Below are 14,902 nucleotides of genomic sequence, written 5' to 3'. Positions count from 1 at the left end.
ACGGGACCGGCGCGCCCGTAACATGACGTGAACGACCTGCGCCGGCCGATCCGGCGCGGGATATCCGAAAAGGCGGTGTGCGGGGCAACGGACCCGCAGCCGCCCGCCGCGCGACACCCGCGCGGCGGCAGTCAAGGAAATGGACGATGGCGAACCAGTCCGGCAGCGACAGCAAGAACACGCTCTACTGCAGCTTTTGCGGCAAGAGCCAACACGAGGTCCGCAAGCTGATCGCGGGACCGACCGTGTTCATCTGCGACGAATGCGTCGAGCTGTGCATGGACATCATCCGCGAGGAGACCAAGACCAGCGGTCTGAAGTCCGGAGACGGCGTGCCGACCCCGCGCGAGATCTGCGGCGTCCTGGACGATTATGTCATCGGGCAGGAGCATGCCAAGCGCGTCCTGTCGGTGGCTGTCCACAACCACTACAAGCGGCTGAACCACGGCTCCAAGACCGATATCGAGCTGGCAAAGTCGAACATCCTGCTGATCGGGCCGACCGGCTGCGGCAAGACGCTGCTGGCGCAGACGCTGGCGCGCATCTTGGACGTGCCCTTCACCATGGCCGACGCGACCACGCTGACCGAGGCCGGTTATGTGGGCGAGGATGTCGAGAACATCATCCTGAAGCTGCTGCAGGCCAGCGAATACAACGTCGAACGCGCGCAGCGCGGCATCGTCTACATTGACGAGGTCGACAAGATCACGCGCAAGTCCGACAACCCGTCCATCACCCGCGACGTGTCGGGCGAGGGCGTGCAGCAGGCCCTGCTGAAGATCATGGAGGGCACGGTCGCCAGCGTCCCGCCCCAGGGCGGCCGCAAGCATCCCCAGCAGGAGTTCCTGCAGGTGGACACGACCAACATCCTGTTCATCTGCGGCGGCGCCTTCGCCGGTCTGGACCGCATCATCGCGCAGCGCAACAAGGGCACGGCGATGGGCTTCGGCGCCTCGGTCAAGGAGAACACCGACCAGGGCGTGGGCGAGCTGTTCAAGGAGCTCGAGCCCGAAGACCTGCTGAAGTTCGGCCTGATCCCGGAATTCGTCGGCCGTCTGCCGGTGATCGCGACCCTGACCGACCTGGACGAGGAAGCGCTGATCATCATCCTGACCAAGCCGAAGAACGCCCTGGTCAAGCAGTATCAGCGCCTGTTCGACCTCGAGGGCGTGCAGCTGACCTTCACCGAGGACGCCCTGACCGCCATCGCCAAGCGCGCGATCAAGCGCAAGACCGGCGCCCGCGGTCTGCGGTCGATCATGGAGGAGATCCTCCTGGACACCATGTTCGAACTGCCTGGCATGGACAGCGTGCAGGAGGTCGTCGTGAACGACGAGGCGGTCGAGAACGCCGCCGCCAAGCCCCTGCTGATCCATGTCGACGCGAAGAAGGAAAGCGCGTCGGCCGGATGATCCCGATACCCGCGCATGGCTGGACCTTGCGCGGGATCTGGGGCATATGCCAAGGGCAAATCTGATCGCTGAGGGTTCCGTCGATGTCGTTCATGCTGCGTTTTCTGACCTGGTGGAACAGCCAGACGCTCAACACCCAGTTCTTCACCTGGCGCCATGGCGTGAAGGTCGGCGAGGACCCGCAGGGCAACGTCTTCTACAGCAGCAAGGACGGCAAGCGCCGTTGGGTGATCTACAAGGCCGAATCCGAGGCCAGCAAGATCAGCCCCGAATGGCACGGCTGGCTGCACCACACCTGGAACGAGCCGCCGACCGAGGTTCCCCTGGCCCACAAGCCGTGGGAGACGCCGCATCAGCCGAACCTGACCGGCACGCCGGGCGCCTATGTTCCGGCCGGATCGCTGTACCGGGCGCAGCCCGCGGTGCGCAGCGATTACGATGCGTGGCGTCCCGAATAGGATGTCCGCCACCACGGGACAGGGGTCGGATGCCCGCGCCGAACTGATCGCCGGCGCAATCGTCCTTGCCGTGGCGGCCGGTTTTCTGGCTTGGGCCGCGCAGGGGCAGGTCCAGCGGGGCGACGGTTACGACGTGACCGCCTCCTTTCCCGATGTCGACGGGGTCGCGGTCGGGACCGAGGTGCGACTGGCCGGCGTCCGCATCGGTCGCGTCAGCGATGTCCGGCTGAACCCCGAGACCTATCTGGCCGATGCGGTCCTGACGATCCCGGCGGACATCGTCCTGCCCTCCGACAGCGCGGCGCTGATCCAGTCGGACGGGTTGCTGGGCGGCGCCTATATCCAGCTGCAGCCGGGCGGAAGCCCCGACAACCTGGGTCCCGGAGACGAGATCGAGGACGTTCAGGGCGCCGTCAGCCTGCTGCAGCTGATGCTGAAATTCGTGGACAGCCAGTCCGCCGACGACGGCGACGCCCCATGATCCGCGCCCTTGCGACTGTCCTGTGCCTGCTGCCCGCGGCGGCTGCCGCCCAGGACGGCGTCCGCGCCTCGGGGGCCATGCTTCGGGGGCTGGACAAGGTTTCGGGACGCACGACCGACCTGCCTCTGGCGGTCGGCGAGGCGGTGCGTTACGGCCGCCTGGAGATCAGGCTCGGCGAGTGCCGCTATCCGGCCGGCGATCCCAGCTCGGATGCCTTCGCGCAGCTGACCATCACCGATCTGCGCCAGAACACCACCGTGTTCAGCGGCTGGATGATCGCCAGCTCTCCGGCCCTGTCGGCGCTGGACGATGCGCGCTATGATGTCTGGGTCATGAGCTGTCAGACCTGACCGGTAGCCCGGCCAGCAGCGCATCCGCGTCCGGAAGGGGATGGGCCAGGAAATCGGCCTGCAGCGCCAAGGCCGCCGACAGACGCTTGCGATAGACCGCACGCGGAATCTCCACCCCGCCCATGCGCGCCAGATGTGGCGTCAGGAACTGCGTGTCGAACAGCCGGAATCCGCAGCGCGCCAGATGGGCCGAGGTCCAGAGCAGCGCCATGCGCGACCCGTTCCGGCGCCGCGACACCATGGATTCCCCGAAGAACGCCCCGCCCAGGGTGACCCCGAAGATGCCCCCGGCGAAGGCGCCGTCATGCCGGATCTCGATCGCATGGGCATGCCCCGCGCGGTGCAGGCGGTGGTAGAGGTCGGCCAGCGGGGCGTTGATCCAGGTCGTCTCGCGATCCGCGCAGGCCGCGACGACCCGGTCGAAGTCGCCGTCCAGATGCGCGCTCCACCCGCCGCGCCGCAGGTCGCGGCGCAGCGAGCGCGCGGCATGCACGCCGCCCACTGGAAGGACCCCGCGCATCGGCGGATCGAACCAGTAGAGGCGGTCGTCATCCGCGCTTTCGGCCATGGGGAACACCCCGCGCGCATAGCCGGCCAGCAGTTGCGCGGGGGTCAGCATCGCCGCCTTAGCTGTAGTGCTGGGCCAGCCAGCGTTCCAGCCAGTGGATCGAGTAGTTGCCCGACTGGATGTCCGGCTCGGCCAGCAGGTCGCGGAACAGCGGCACGGTGGTGTCGACCCCGTCCACGATCAGCTCGCCCAGGGCGCGCGACAGGCGGGCCAGTGCCTCGTCGCGGTCGCGGCCATGCACGATCAGCTTGCCGATCAGGCTGTCGTAATAGGGCGGGATCGAATAGCCCTGATAGAGCGCCGAATCCATCCGAACGCCCAGACCGCCCGGGGCGTGATACTGGGTGATCCTGCCGGGGCAGGGCGAGAAGGTCGGGACCTTCTCGGCGTTGATGCGCACCTCGATCGAATGGCCGTTGATCACCAGGTCCTCCTGGTGGAACTCCATCGGCAGGCCCGCCGCGACGCGGATCTGCTGGCGCACCAGGTCCACGCCGAAGATCGCCTCGGTCACCGGATGCTCCACCTGCAGGCGGGTGTTCATCTCGATGAAGTAGAACTCGCCGTCCTCGAACAGGAACTCGATCGTACCGGCGCCGGAATAGCCGATCTTGGCCACGGCATCCGCGCAGACCTTGCCGATGCGGGCGCGCTGCTCGGGCGTGATGGCGGGGCCGGGGGCCTCCTCCAGCACCTTCTGGTGGCGGCGCTGCAGCGAACAGTCGCGCTCTCCCAGATGGACGGCGCGGCCCTTTCCGTCGCCGAAGACCTGGATCTCGATATGGCGCGGACGCTGGAGGTACTTCTCCAGATAGACGTCGGGGTTGCCGAAGGCGGCCTTGGCCTCGGAGCGCGCGGTGCGGAAGGCGACCTCCAGGCCCGCCTCGTCCTGCGCGACCTTCATGCCGCGGCCGCCGCCGCCCGCCGTGGCCTTGATGATGACCGGATAGCCGATCTGGGCGGCCACGCGCTTGGCCTCGTCGACGTCGTTCACGCCGCCGTCGCTGCCGGGCACGCAGGGCACGCCCAAGGCCTTCATCGTGTCCTTGGCGGTGATCTTGTCACCCATGATGCGGATGTGCTCCGCGCGCGGGCCGATGAAGGTGATGTCGTGATCTTCCAGCATCTGCACGAAGCCAGCGTTCTCGGACAGGAAGCCGTAGCCCGGATGGATCGCCTGCGCGCCGGTGATCTCGCAGGCGGAGATCAGCGCGGGCATGGACAGATAGCTCTGGGCCGAAGAGGGCGGGCCGATGCAGACCGATTCGTCGGCCATGCGGACATGCATCGCATCGGCATCGGCGGTCGAATGGACCGCGACCGAGGCGATGCCCATCTCGCGGCAGGCGCGGATCACGCGCAGCGCGATCTCGCCGCGGTTGGCGATGAGGATCTTGTCGAACATCGGCGTCACTCGACGATCATCAGGGGCGTGCCGAATTCGACCGGGGTGCCGTCGTCGATCAGGATGCGCCGCACGGTGCCCGCGCGGGGGGCGGGGATGTGGTTCATGGTCTTCATCGCCTCGACGATCATCAGCGTGTCGCCCTCGGCCACGGTCTGCCCGACCGCGACGAAGGGTGCCGCGCCCGGCTCGGCGGCCAGATAGGCGGTGCCGACCATGGGCGAGGTGACCGCGCCGGGCAGGCTGGCGGGATCGGCGGCGGCCGCCGGGGCGGCTGCGGCAGCGGCGGGTGCCGCGGCGGGGGCCTGCGCCGGCGCCTGTGCGGCGGGGGCCTGGGCCTGGGCATAGACGACCTGCTTGCCCTGCTTGGTCAGGCTGACGGTCAGGCGGTCATGCTCGCCGTATTCGCGCTTGACCTGGATCTCGTTCAGCTCGCTCGCGTTCAGCAGCTCGGCCAGCGAGCGGATGAAGGCCACGTCGCCCTCGTGGTGCTTGTCGTGGTGGGAATCGTTGCTCATGCCATCCTCTGCCGTGTTCTGGTCGGGCCGCATCCCTGTGCGGCGATTGCAGGGCTTATAGCCGTTGTGCGTGCCCAAGGGGAAGGGTCCCCTCGCGTTTTGCGCGCTCAGGCGCCGGGGCGGGCGGCCTTTTCGGCCAGGCCCGAGGTTCCCTCGCGCCGGGCCAGCTCGGCCTCGACATCCTCGAGCGTCACGTCGCGCGCAGCCAGCATGACCAGAAGGTGAAAGATCACGTCGGCCGCCTCGGAGGTCAGCCGGTCGCGGTCGCCCTTGACCGCCTCGATGATCGCCTCGACGGCCTCCTCGCCGAACTTCTCGGCGCATTTCTCGGGGCCCTTGGCCAGAAGCTTGGCGGTCCAGCTGCTGTCGGGATCGGCGCCGCGACGCGCCTTGACGGTCGCGGCCAGGCGGTGGATCGCGCTCATGTCAGCCTCATGGGAATGCCCGCCGCTGCCATATGGGCCTTGGCCTCGGCGATGGTATGGGTGCCGAAATGGAAGATGCTGGCGGCAAGCACGGCGCTGGCGCGGCCTTCGGTGACGCCCTCGACCAGATGGTCCAGCGTGCCGACCCCGCCCGAGGCGATCACGGGGATGCCCACCGCATCGGCGATGGCCCGCGTCAGGGCCAGGTTGAAGCCCGCCCGCGTGCCGTCCCGGTCCATGGAGGTCAGCAGGATCTCCCCGGCGCCCTTGCTCTCGACCAGGCGGGCGAAGTCGACGGCGTCGATGCCCGTCGGCTTGCGCCCGCCATGGGTGAAGATCTCCCACCGGCCGGGGGCGACGGTCTTGGCGTCGATGGCCACCACGATGCACTGGCTGCCGAAGCGGTCGGCGGCGGCGGCAACCACGTCCGGGTCGGCCACGGCGGCGGAATTGAAGCTGACCTTGTCGGCCCCCGCCAGCAGCAGCGCGCGGACGTCGTGATGCGTTCGCACCCCGCCGCCGACCGTCAGGGGCACGAAGCACTGTTCGGCCGTCCGGGTCACCAAGTCGAACATCGTGCCGCGGTTCTCGTGCGTGGCATGGATGTCCAGAAAGCAGATCTCGTCGGCGCCGGCGGCGTCATAGGCGCGCGCGGCCTCGACCGGATCGCCCGCATCGCGCAGGTCGACGAAGTTCACGCCCTTGACCACGCGGCCATCGGCCACGTCCAGGCAGGGGATGATGCGGGTCTTGAGCATCGCTTGGGCCTTTGTCTGGTTCAGGGCTGTTCTAGCGCGGTGAGGGCCGTTGGGCCAGAGGGGGGCTCTGCCCCCCGCCGCGTGCCGCGGCCCCCCCCGGGATATTTTCCGTGAAGAAGAAGGGTCAGGCGAGGGCGTGCAGCGCCTGCTTCAGGTCGATGGCGCCGTCATAGAGCGCGCGGCCCGAGATGGCCCCGGCAATGACGCCGGTCGCCGCCAGCGCCTGCAGGTCGTCCAGCGAAGAGACGCCGCCCGAGGCGATGACGGGGATGGAGACGGCGCGGGCCAGTGCCTCGGTCGCGGCCACGTTGGGGCCGCCCATCGCACCGTCGCGGTCGATGTCGGTATAGATGATCGCGGCCACGCCCGCGTCCTGGAAGCGCCGGGCCAGGTCGGTGGCGTCGATGTCGGTCTCGGTCGCCCAGCCCCGGGTGGCGACGCGGCCCGCGCGGGCGTCGATGCCCACGGCGATGCGGCCCGGGAAGGCGCGGGCGGCCTCATGCACAAGATCGGGGTTCTCGACCGCGACCGTGCCGAGGATGACGCGCTCCAGGCCGCGCGTGAGCCAGGTCTCGATCGTGGCCATGTCGCGGATGCCGCCGCCCAGCTGCGCGGGCACGGTGACGCGCGCCAGGATCGCCTCGACCGCTGCCGCGTTCACGGGCTGCCCCGCGAAGGCGCCGTTCAGGTCCACCAGATGCAGCCACTGCGCGCCCGCGTCCTGGAACGCGCGGGCCTGGGCCGCCGGATCGCTGCCGAAGACGGTCGCCGCCTCCATGTCGCCGCGCAGCAGGCGCACGCATTGGCCGTCCTTGAGGTCGATGGCGGGGTAGAGGATCATGTCACGCGCTCCGGTCTGTCGGTCGCGCCCCCTTTGCCACGGGGCGGGTCGGATCGGCAAGGGACCTGACGTCATGCTTGCCGGACGGGGGGGCGCGCGCGCAGTCTGGGCGCATCCTGAGGAGGAGAGTTTCATGCGTCACTTCATTCTGGCCGCGGCCCTCGCGCTGAGCGCCGGAGCCGCCGCCGCCGACCCGATCGAGGGTGTCTGGCAGACCCAGCCCGACGAGGGCGCCTTCGCCCATGTCACCGTCGCCCCCTGCGGCGGGGCCTTCTGCGGCACGATCACCCGCACCTTCCGCGACAATGCGGAATATCAGTCGCCCAATCTGGGCCGCCAGATCATCATCGACATGGCCCCCCAGGGCGGCGCCGACTATGCCGGCCGCGTCTGGCGCCCGTCGAACGACAAGATCTACCGCGGCAAGGCCAGCGTCGCGGGCGACCGCATGAGCCTGTCGGGCTGCGTCGCGGGCGGGCTGCTGTGCAGCAGCCAGACCTGGGCGCGGGTGCAGTAGCGCGCGATCACGGTCGCGGGGGGTTGGCAACCCGACCGTCCCGCGGCACGTTCCCCCTGTGAACGGCAGCCAGGGGAGAACCACCATGCCGATGATTTCCGCCCGCGACGGCACGCAGCTTTACGTCAAGGACTGGGGCGAGGGGCGACCGGTCGTCCTGATTCACGGCTGGCCGCTGAATGCCGACAGCTGGGAGACGCAGGCCGTGGGCCTGGCCGAGGCCGGGCATCGCGTCATCAGCTATGACAGGCGCGGCTTTGGCCGGTCGGATCAGCCGTGGGACGGCTACGACTATGACACGCTGGCCGACGACCTCGCCGCGGTGATCGAGGCGACCGGCGTGCAGGACGCGGCCATCGTGGGCTTTTCCATGGGCGGCGGAGAGGTCGCGCGCTATGTCTCGCGGCATGGGGCGCGCGGGGTCGGGCGGCTGGCCTTCATCGCCTCGGTCGCGCCGGGGCTGCTGAAATCGGAGGCCAATCCCGAGGGCGCCACGGCCGACCTGTTCGAGGGGATGCGCGACGGGCTGCGCAAGGATCGCCCCGCCTTCCTGCGCGGGTTCTTCAAGGATTTCTACGGTCAGGGCCTGATGAGCGGCGTCAGCGATGCGGCGCTGGACTGGACGCAGGGCATGGCGATGATGGCCAGCCCCCGCGCGACGCTGGAATGCGTGACCGCCTTCGGCATGACCGATTTCAGCGCCGATGTCGCGGGCATCACCCTGCCGACGCTGATCGTGCATGGCACGGCCGACAAGATCGTGCCGATCGACGCCACCGCCCGCCGGATGGCGCGCATGCTGCCCGCCGCCCGGCTGATCGAATATGACGGCGCCCCTCACGGTCTGGGCGCGACCCACGCCGACCGGCTGCTGGACGACCTGAAGGCGTTCCTGGCCTGAGGGGATCGGGGCGGGCCTTGGACCCGCCCCGTTCCGTCACTCCGCCGCCTGCGCCGCGCGCCATTGCGACACGCAGGGGATCTTGTCCCGGTCGCAGCGGTCGGCATAGCGGCGGGCCACGTCGCGGACCTCGGCCAGAAGCCCCTCGGCCAGGGTGATCGGCTTCAGGCCCAGCCCCAGGAAACCGTCATTCACGACATGCAGGTCGTTCTCGTCGGCCTCGTTGCGCGGATTGCGCAGATGCGCGACCTCGGTCCCGGTCTGCGCCGCGATCATCTGCGCCAGGTCGCGCACGCGATGCGTCTCGGTCATCTGGTTCAGGATACGCACGCGGTCGCCGCGGGCGGGCGGGGTCTGGATCGCCAGCTCGATGCAGCGGCAGGTGTCCTGGATGTGGATGAAGGCGCGGGTCTGCCCGCCCGTGCCATGCACGGTCAGCGGATAGCCGATGGCCGCCTGCATCAGGAACCGGTTCAGCACGGTGCCGTAATCGCCGTCATAGTCGAAGCGGTTGATCAGCCGGTCGTCCATCTGCGTCTCGGCGGTCTGGGTGCCCCAGACGATGCCCTGATGCAGGTCGGTGATGCGCAGCCCATCATTCTTGGCGTAATAGAAGAAGAACAGCTGATCCTGCGTCTTGGTCATGTGATAGATGCTGCCCGGATTGGCCGGGTACAGGATCTGCTGGCTGTGGGGGCCGTTCGCGGTCTGGACCGTGATGTCCAGATAACCCTCGGGGATCTTCATGCCCGCGGTGCCGTAGCCATAGACGCCCATCGTGCCCAGATGCACCAGATGGATGTCCTGACCCGATTCGACGATGGCGGCCAGCACGTCATGCGTCGCGTTCAGGTTGTTGTTCACCGTATAGCGCTTGTGGCGGGCCGATTTCATCGAATAGGGCGCGGCGCGCTGTTCGGCGAAATGCACGATGGCGTCGGGACGCTCCTCTGCCAGCAGGTCCAGGAGGCGGTCGAAATCCTGGCCCACGGTCAGATCCACCGCGCGGATCGCCTTGCCGGAGACCTCGGTCCAGGCGCGCAGACGCTCTCCCAGAGGACGGATCGGGGTCAGCGAGGTCACCTCCAGCTCGACGTCGATCTTGCGGCGCGAAAGGTTGTCCACGATCACAACCTCATGGCCGCGGGCCGACAGGTGCAGGGCCGTGGGCCAGCCGCAGAAGCCGTCTCCGCCCAGAACGATGATCTTCATGATATGCCTTGCGAATGGGTCCAATTCATTCGGATCAATATAGGGCACAGAGTTGCCGCGCCAGTGCGCATCGTGCAGCGACGTTAAAGCGTCACGAAACCGGCAGGGATCAGCCGGAGGCGCCGGGCTGCATGTTGGCCATATGCGCCTCGATCGCCTCCTCGACATCGGCGTAGAAGGTCAGGCGACCCTTCTCCAGCACCGCGCCCATGTGGCAGATCTGGCGCAGGAGGCCCATCGAATGGGCCACCACGATGGCGCCGGCCTTGGACATGCGCTCGTTGAAGACGCGGTTCGACTTGGCCTTGAAGGCCGCGTCCCCCACGGCCGAGACCTCGTCCACCAGATAGGTGTCGAAGGGCACCGCCATGGACAGCCCGAAGGCCAGCCGCGACCGCATTCCCGAGGAATAGGTGCGGATCGGCATGCGGAAATGGTCGCCCAGCTCGGCGAAATCCTCGACGAAATGCAGCAGCTCGTCCGTGTCCACGCCATAGACGCGCGCGACGAAGCGGCAGTTCTGCTCTCCGGTCAGCTCCTTGCTGAACGACCCGGCGAAGCCCACCGGCCAGCTGATCGTCCCCGTGGACAGGACCTTGCCCGAGCTGGGCAGCATCGCCCCCGAGATCATCCGCAGCAGCGAGGATTTCCCCGCCCCGTTGCGCCCCAGAAGCGCGACCGACACGCCGGACGGAAAGGTCGCGGTGATGTTGTCGGCCACCACTTTGTGCTTGCCGTTCAGCGTGTAGGTCTTGGAGAGGTTCTGCAGATGGATCATCGCCGGTCGCGCAGGCTGTAGAACATCAGGCTGCCGATGACCCAGAACAGCGCCAGGAAGCCCGCGATCATCAGGATCAGGCGCTCGCGCTGCGGGAACTCGGCCTCCTGCGCCAGGGTCGGGCGGATGTAGGGCGCCAGATAGCGCGACTGGCGCACGGCCTCGGCGCGGGCGCTCTCGAAGCTGGCCAGGGCTGCGGTGTAGGAGGTCTCGGCGAACTGGCGGTCCACGGTCAGGATCTCGAACTCGCCCACGACGTCGGAGAGGGCCTCCTCGCCGCCGGTCGAGCCGAACTTCTGCCGCTCGGCATCGATCTGGTCGCGGATGATCTGGATGCGCAGCTCGCTCTGGGCGATGCGCGGGTCACCGTCCTGCGCGTTGGCGCGCAGGAGGCCCAGGGCCACCAGCTGCTCGGCCAGCTGCTGCTGGAGCGAGGTGACGACGCCGATCTGGCCCTGCACGTCGGCCACCGGATCGACCAGCTGATAGCGGTTGCGGAACTCGGTCACGTTCTGGCGCGCCTCGCGCAGCAGGTCCTCGGCCCGCTCCAGCTCGTCGCGGGCATAGCGCAGCGCGTCCTCGCGGGCGATGTCGTTCAGCTGGTTGATCAGGATGCCGCCCTCCTCGAGGATGGCGACCGCGATGTCCTGCGCGTCCTGCGGCTCGAAGGCCAGGATGCGCAGGTCGATCATGCCGTTGTCGTAATGGATGCGGACCTTGCGCTCCCATTCGTCGACCAGATCCTCCAGCGCGTCGCCGCCGCTGAATCCGAAGACCGGATCACCCGGTGCCTTGGACCAGACCGCGCGCAGGTCGATGCGCTGGTTCACCCGCTCGACCAGGTCGCGGCTCTGGATGAACTTGTAGAGGATGTCGGTGTCGCTGGTCGAACTGGAGGTGACCCCCACCAGCGAGCCGATGCCCCCCAGCACATCCGTCGCACTGGGCGCGGATTCGCTGCGCACCGAGAAGCCGACATAGGAGGCGTACTGATCGGCCGCGCGCGTGTAGATGTAGGCCGCGCTCAGCAGCGCCGGCAGCAGCACGACCAGCACGAAGCTCAGCGCCATGCCGTAATGGCGGCGCTTCAGCTGCGCCGTGCTGGCCGGCGGCAGGACCGGCTGGTCCAGCGCGGCCTGCATGCGGGCCTTCATCTCGGGCGTGGGCGGGGGCAGACGGCTGGCGCGGGCGGCCTGGGCCGCGGCCCTGGCGCGGGCCTGACGCACCTGTGCGGGCGTCTGCCGCGCGGGTTTGGGCTGATCTTCGGCCGCGGTCCCGGCTTCGGTCTGGGCCTGAGCCTGGGCCTGAGCCGGGGCGTCGGACGTGACGGCGGGATCCGACGCGGTGCCGGTCTGGGTGGTGTCGGGTCCGGATTTCGGGTCCTGGGCGGACATGCGCTTACCCCGCCTGTCTTGTTGATCTTGCTGGCGCCGTCATACATAAGCGCGCAGAACAGTTCCAGCACCGATCCGAAGACGTGATCGCGCCTCGGAGACCGACCCCTCCGCCCATGATCCCCAAGCCGTGATGTCATGACGCAGACCTTGCCTCCGCCCGCCGGACCGACCGGTGCCCCCCTGCCGCAGCGCCGTGCGCCGACCGGCCCCGGCATGCTGCGCGAGGTGCGCAAGCATCGCAGCTTCGCCAGCCTGCGCGCCATCGCCGCCCTGATCCTGCGCGAGATGCAGACCAGCCACGGCCGCAACGCCGGCGGCTATTTCTGGGCCATCGCCGAGCCGGTGGGCGGCATCATCCTGCTGACGGCGATCTTCTCGGTCGCCTTCGCGCAGCCGCCCATCGGGACCAGCTTCGCGCTGTTCTATGCGACGGGGATGGTGCCGTTCATGGGCTATCTGGACGTGTCGGGCAAGGTCGCGGGATCTGTGCGCTATTCGGCGGCGCTGCTGTCCTATCCGGCGGTGACCTTCGTGGACGCGCTGGTCGCGCGGATCCTGTTCAACGCGGTCACGCAGATCATGGTCGCCACGGTGATCTTCGGCTTCATCTACCTGACCTCCGAGAGCCGCGCCGACCCGCAGCTGGACGCGATCGCGGTCGGCATGGCGATGATGCTGGTGGTGGCCTCCGGCGTGGGCGCGATGAACTGCTTCATGTTCGAGGCGGTCAGCTGGTGGCAGCCGATGTGGGCCATCCTGATGCGGCCCTTCTTCCTGCTGTCCTGCATCTTCTTCATGTTCGACGACGTGCCGCAGCCCTATCAGGACTGGCTGTGGTGGAACCCGATGATCCACGTGATCGGCCAGATCCGGCGGTCGTTCTATCCGGGCTATGTCGGCGACTATGTCAGCCATGTCTATGTGTTCGGGCTGGGTCTGGGGCTGTTCGCCCTGGGTCTGGGGCTGCTGGTGCGCTATCACCGCGACCTGCAGAACAGCTAGCCGCGCGGGTCGATCAGCCGCGCCAGCACCGCCGCCTGCGTGATGCGCCCGCCGCCCGCGACGGGCAGGGCGGGGCGGTCGGCCAGAAGGCCCATCACCGCGCGGACCGGCATGTCGCGCGGCACCGGCTCGCCCTCGGCGGTGCCCGGCTCGGCCACGTCCTCGGCGGTCAGCACGCCGAGCGGGTTCATGTGCGCCACGAAATCGGCCACATAGCCGTTGGCCGGGTTGGCGATGATGTCGCGGGCGGTGCCCACCTGCACGATGCGCCCCCCCTCCATCAGCGCGATGCGGTTGCCCAGCTTGAAGGCCTCGTCCAGATCGTGGCTGACGAAGATGATGGTGCGCCCGGTCTTCGACTGCAGCTCCAGGAGCTCGTCCTGAAGACGCGCGCGGATCAGCGGGTCCAGCGCGCTGAAGGGCTCGTCCATCAGCAGGATCGGCGCCTCGGTCGCGAAGGCGCGCGCCAGGCCCACGCGCTGCTGCATGCCGCCCGACAGATCGCCCACCTTGCGATCGGCCCAGTCCGACAGGCCCACGGTCGCCAGATGCCGGTCCACCGTCTCGCGCCGCTCGGCCGCGGAGAGGCCCGCCAGCTCCAGCCCCAGCCCCACGTTCTCGCGCACGCTGCGCCACGGCAGCAGGCCGAACTGCTGGAACACCATGGCCACGTCGCGCAGGCGGATGTCGCGCAGCGCGCGGCCGCCCGCGCCGGTGACGCTGACCATCTGGCCGCCGCGCCGGATGCGGACCTCTCCGCGACAGACCGGGTTCAGCGCGTTCACCGCCCGCAGCAGCGTGGATTTCCCGGACCCGGAGAGGCCCATCAGGACCAGGATCTCTCCGGTCGCCACGGACAGGGTGCAGTCGTGCACGCCCAGGACCTGGCCCGTCTCGGTCTTGATCGGGCCGCGCTCCAGCCCCTCGTCCATCAGGGGCAGGGCGCGGTCGGGATGATCGCCGAAGACGATGCAGACCCGGTCGAACTCGACGGCGTTCATTTGCGGCCCTCCATGCGCAGCATCCGGTCCAGCAGGATCGCCACGACCACGATCACCATGCCCGATTCGAAGCCCAGGGCGGTGTTCACGCTGTTCAGCGCCCGCACCACCGGCACGCCCAGGCCCGATGCGCCGACCAGCGCGGCGATGACCACCATGGACAGTGACAGCATGATCGTCTGGTTCAGCCCGGCCATGATCTGGGGCAGGGCACTGGGCAGCTCGACTTTCCACAGAAGCTGCCTTGGCGTGGCGCCGAAGGCGGTCGCGGCCTCGACCAGCGCGGGGGGCGTCGAGGCGATCCCCAGCTGCGTCAGGCGGATCGGCGCGGGCAGCACGAAGATCACCGTGGCCAGCAGCCCCGGCACCATGCCGATGCCGAAGAAGACGATGGCCGGGATCAGATAGACGAAGGTCGGCAGCGTCTGCATCAGGTCCAGCACCGGCCGCATCGCCGCATAGAGGCGCGGCCGGTGGGCGGCGGCGATGCCGATGGGCACGCCCAGCCCCATGCAGACGATGCAGGCCGACAGGACCAGCGTCAGCGACTGCATCATCTCGGACCAGTAGCCCTGGTTCAGCACGAAGAGCAGGCCCAGACCCACCAGCAGGCAGGTGCCGATCCGCCGCTGCAGCGCCCAGGTCAGCGCCATGGCCAGGGCGATGAACAGGAACGGGTGGGGCGCCTCCAGCGCGGTCAGCACCGCGTCGATCAGCGCCTCCATCACGGTCGAGACCGCGTCGAAGACCCCCGCCGCATTGGCGTTCAGCCAGTCGAAGGCGGTCTTGGCGGTCCGCCCGACGGGGATCTTGGTGTCGGTGACCCACGCGGTCAGCTGTTCCATGCCTGCACCCTTCGCCTGTTCGACGGCCCCGGC

18 protein-coding genes are annotated in these 14,902 nt (G+C 68.7%); 7 read left to right on the top strand and 11 right to left on the bottom strand.

Annotated elements, in window-relative coordinates; genetic code table 11:
- Positions 1-146: 146 nt before the first annotated feature.
- The 4 genes from clpX (at position 147) to AACG61_RS09530 (ending at position 2,701) form a co-directional block, all read left to right on the top strand.
- Positions 147-1,412: an ATP-dependent Clp protease ATP-binding subunit ClpX gene (clpX, locus tag AACG61_RS09545; protein ID WP_411836903.1), complete on the top strand. Its 1,266-nt coding sequence runs from the start codon at positions 147-149 to the stop codon at positions 1,410-1,412.
- An 83-nt stretch (positions 1,413-1,495) separates the two neighbouring features.
- Complete coding sequence (locus AACG61_RS09540; RefSeq protein ID WP_411836902.1) at positions 1,496-1,870, top strand: NADH:ubiquinone oxidoreductase subunit NDUFA12; 375 nt, start codon at positions 1,496-1,498, stop codon at positions 1,868-1,870.
- Between the two features lies 1 nt (position 1,871).
- Positions 1,872-2,351 (top strand): outer membrane lipid asymmetry maintenance protein MlaD, encoded by a 480-nt coding sequence (locus AACG61_RS09535; protein ID WP_411836901.1) that lies wholly within the window; start codon positions 1,872-1,874, stop codon positions 2,349-2,351.
- Entirely contained in the window at positions 2,348-2,701 is a 354-nt protein-coding gene (locus AACG61_RS09530; RefSeq protein ID WP_411836900.1) for a DUF2155 domain-containing protein, read from the top strand. Before AACG61_RS09535 ends, AACG61_RS09530 begins: the two co-directional genes overlap by 4 nt.
- Here the strand turns inward: AACG61_RS09530 and aat are convergent.
- From aat to hisA, 6 genes are all read right to left on the bottom strand, one after another.
- Positions 2,682-3,320, bottom strand: coding sequence for a leucyl/phenylalanyl-tRNA--protein transferase (aat, locus tag AACG61_RS09525; protein ID WP_411836899.1), 639 nt, complete (start codon positions 3,318-3,320; stop codon positions 2,682-2,684). The genes AACG61_RS09530 and aat overlap by 20 nt on opposite strands.
- A 7-nt stretch (positions 3,321-3,327) precedes the next feature.
- Positions 3,328-4,674, bottom strand: a complete 1,347-nt coding sequence (gene accC / locus AACG61_RS09520) for an acetyl-CoA carboxylase biotin carboxylase subunit (RefSeq protein ID WP_411836898.1) — start codon at positions 4,672-4,674, stop codon at positions 3,328-3,330.
- A gap of 5 nt (positions 4,675-4,679) precedes the next feature.
- Entirely contained in the window at positions 4,680-5,192 is a 513-nt protein-coding gene (accB, locus tag AACG61_RS09515) for an acetyl-CoA carboxylase biotin carboxyl carrier protein (protein ID WP_411836897.1), read from the bottom strand.
- Positions 5,193-5,299: 107 nt separating this feature from the next.
- On the bottom strand, positions 5,300-5,617 hold the full coding sequence (locus AACG61_RS09510) for a phosphoribosyl-ATP diphosphatase (protein WP_411836896.1): 318 nt from the start codon (positions 5,615-5,617) through the stop codon (positions 5,300-5,302).
- On the bottom strand, positions 5,614-6,375 hold the full coding sequence (gene hisF / locus AACG61_RS09505) for an imidazole glycerol phosphate synthase subunit HisF (protein ID WP_411836895.1): 762 nt from the start codon (positions 6,373-6,375) through the stop codon (positions 5,614-5,616). Before hisF ends, AACG61_RS09510 begins: the two co-directional genes overlap by 4 nt.
- A 124-nt stretch (positions 6,376-6,499) precedes the next feature.
- Positions 6,500-7,216: a 1-(5-phosphoribosyl)-5-[(5-phosphoribosylamino)methylideneamino]imidazole-4-carboxamide isomerase gene (gene hisA, locus AACG61_RS09500; RefSeq protein WP_411836894.1), complete on the bottom strand. Its 717-nt coding sequence runs from the start codon at positions 7,214-7,216 to the stop codon at positions 6,500-6,502.
- 133 nt (positions 7,217-7,349) lie between these two features.
- Here hisA and AACG61_RS09495 point away from each other — a divergent pair, with 133 nt between their 5' ends.
- Positions 7,350-7,733 (top strand): DUF2147 domain-containing protein, encoded by a 384-nt coding sequence (locus AACG61_RS09495; protein ID WP_411836893.1) that lies wholly within the window; start codon positions 7,350-7,352, stop codon positions 7,731-7,733.
- Between the two features lie 85 nt (positions 7,734-7,818).
- Positions 7,819-8,634, top strand: a complete 816-nt coding sequence (locus AACG61_RS09490; protein WP_411836892.1) for an alpha/beta fold hydrolase — start codon at positions 7,819-7,821, stop codon at positions 8,632-8,634.
- 36 nt (positions 8,635-8,670) lie between these two features.
- Here AACG61_RS09490 and AACG61_RS09485 read toward each other — a convergent pair whose 3' ends face one another.
- From AACG61_RS09485 to AACG61_RS09475, 3 genes are all read right to left on the bottom strand, one after another.
- Positions 8,671-9,846, bottom strand: coding sequence for an NAD-dependent epimerase/dehydratase family protein (locus AACG61_RS09485; protein ID WP_411836891.1), 1,176 nt, complete (start codon positions 9,844-9,846; stop codon positions 8,671-8,673).
- Positions 9,847-9,955: 109 nt separating this feature from the next.
- Positions 9,956-10,624 (bottom strand): ABC transporter ATP-binding protein, encoded by a 669-nt coding sequence (locus AACG61_RS09480; RefSeq protein ID WP_411836889.1) that lies wholly within the window; start codon positions 10,622-10,624, stop codon positions 9,956-9,958.
- Positions 10,621-12,018 carry a sugar transporter gene (locus AACG61_RS09475; protein ID WP_411836888.1) on the bottom strand — a complete coding sequence of 466 codons (1,398 nt, stop codon included), beginning with the start codon at positions 12,016-12,018 and terminating at the stop codon, positions 10,621-10,623. Before AACG61_RS09475 ends, AACG61_RS09480 begins: the two co-directional genes overlap by 4 nt.
- Before the next feature lie 138 nt (positions 12,019-12,156).
- Here AACG61_RS09475 and AACG61_RS09470 point away from each other — a divergent pair, with 138 nt between their 5' ends.
- Entirely contained in the window at positions 12,157-13,023 is an 867-nt protein-coding gene (locus AACG61_RS09470; protein ID WP_411836887.1) for an ABC transporter permease, read from the top strand.
- Here the strand turns inward: AACG61_RS09470 and choV are convergent.
- Complete coding sequence (gene choV / locus AACG61_RS09465; RefSeq protein ID WP_411836886.1) at positions 13,020-14,024, bottom strand: choline ABC transporter ATP-binding protein; 1,005 nt, start codon at positions 14,022-14,024, stop codon at positions 13,020-13,022. The two genes, AACG61_RS09470 and choV, sit on opposite strands and share 4 nt — an antisense overlap.
- Positions 14,021-14,869 carry a choline ABC transporter permease subunit gene (choW, locus tag AACG61_RS09460; RefSeq protein ID WP_411836885.1) on the bottom strand — a complete coding sequence of 283 codons (849 nt, stop codon included), beginning with the start codon at positions 14,867-14,869 and terminating at the stop codon, positions 14,021-14,023. Before choW ends, choV begins: the two co-directional genes overlap by 4 nt.
- Between the last annotated feature and the right edge of the window lie 33 nt (positions 14,870-14,902).

The organism is Paracoccus sp. ME4, assembly GCF_046736325.1.
Taxonomy (GTDB): domain Bacteria; phylum Pseudomonadota; class Alphaproteobacteria; order Rhodobacterales; family Rhodobacteraceae; genus Paracoccus.
This window is presented reverse-complemented; position numbering and strand designations above follow the sequence as displayed.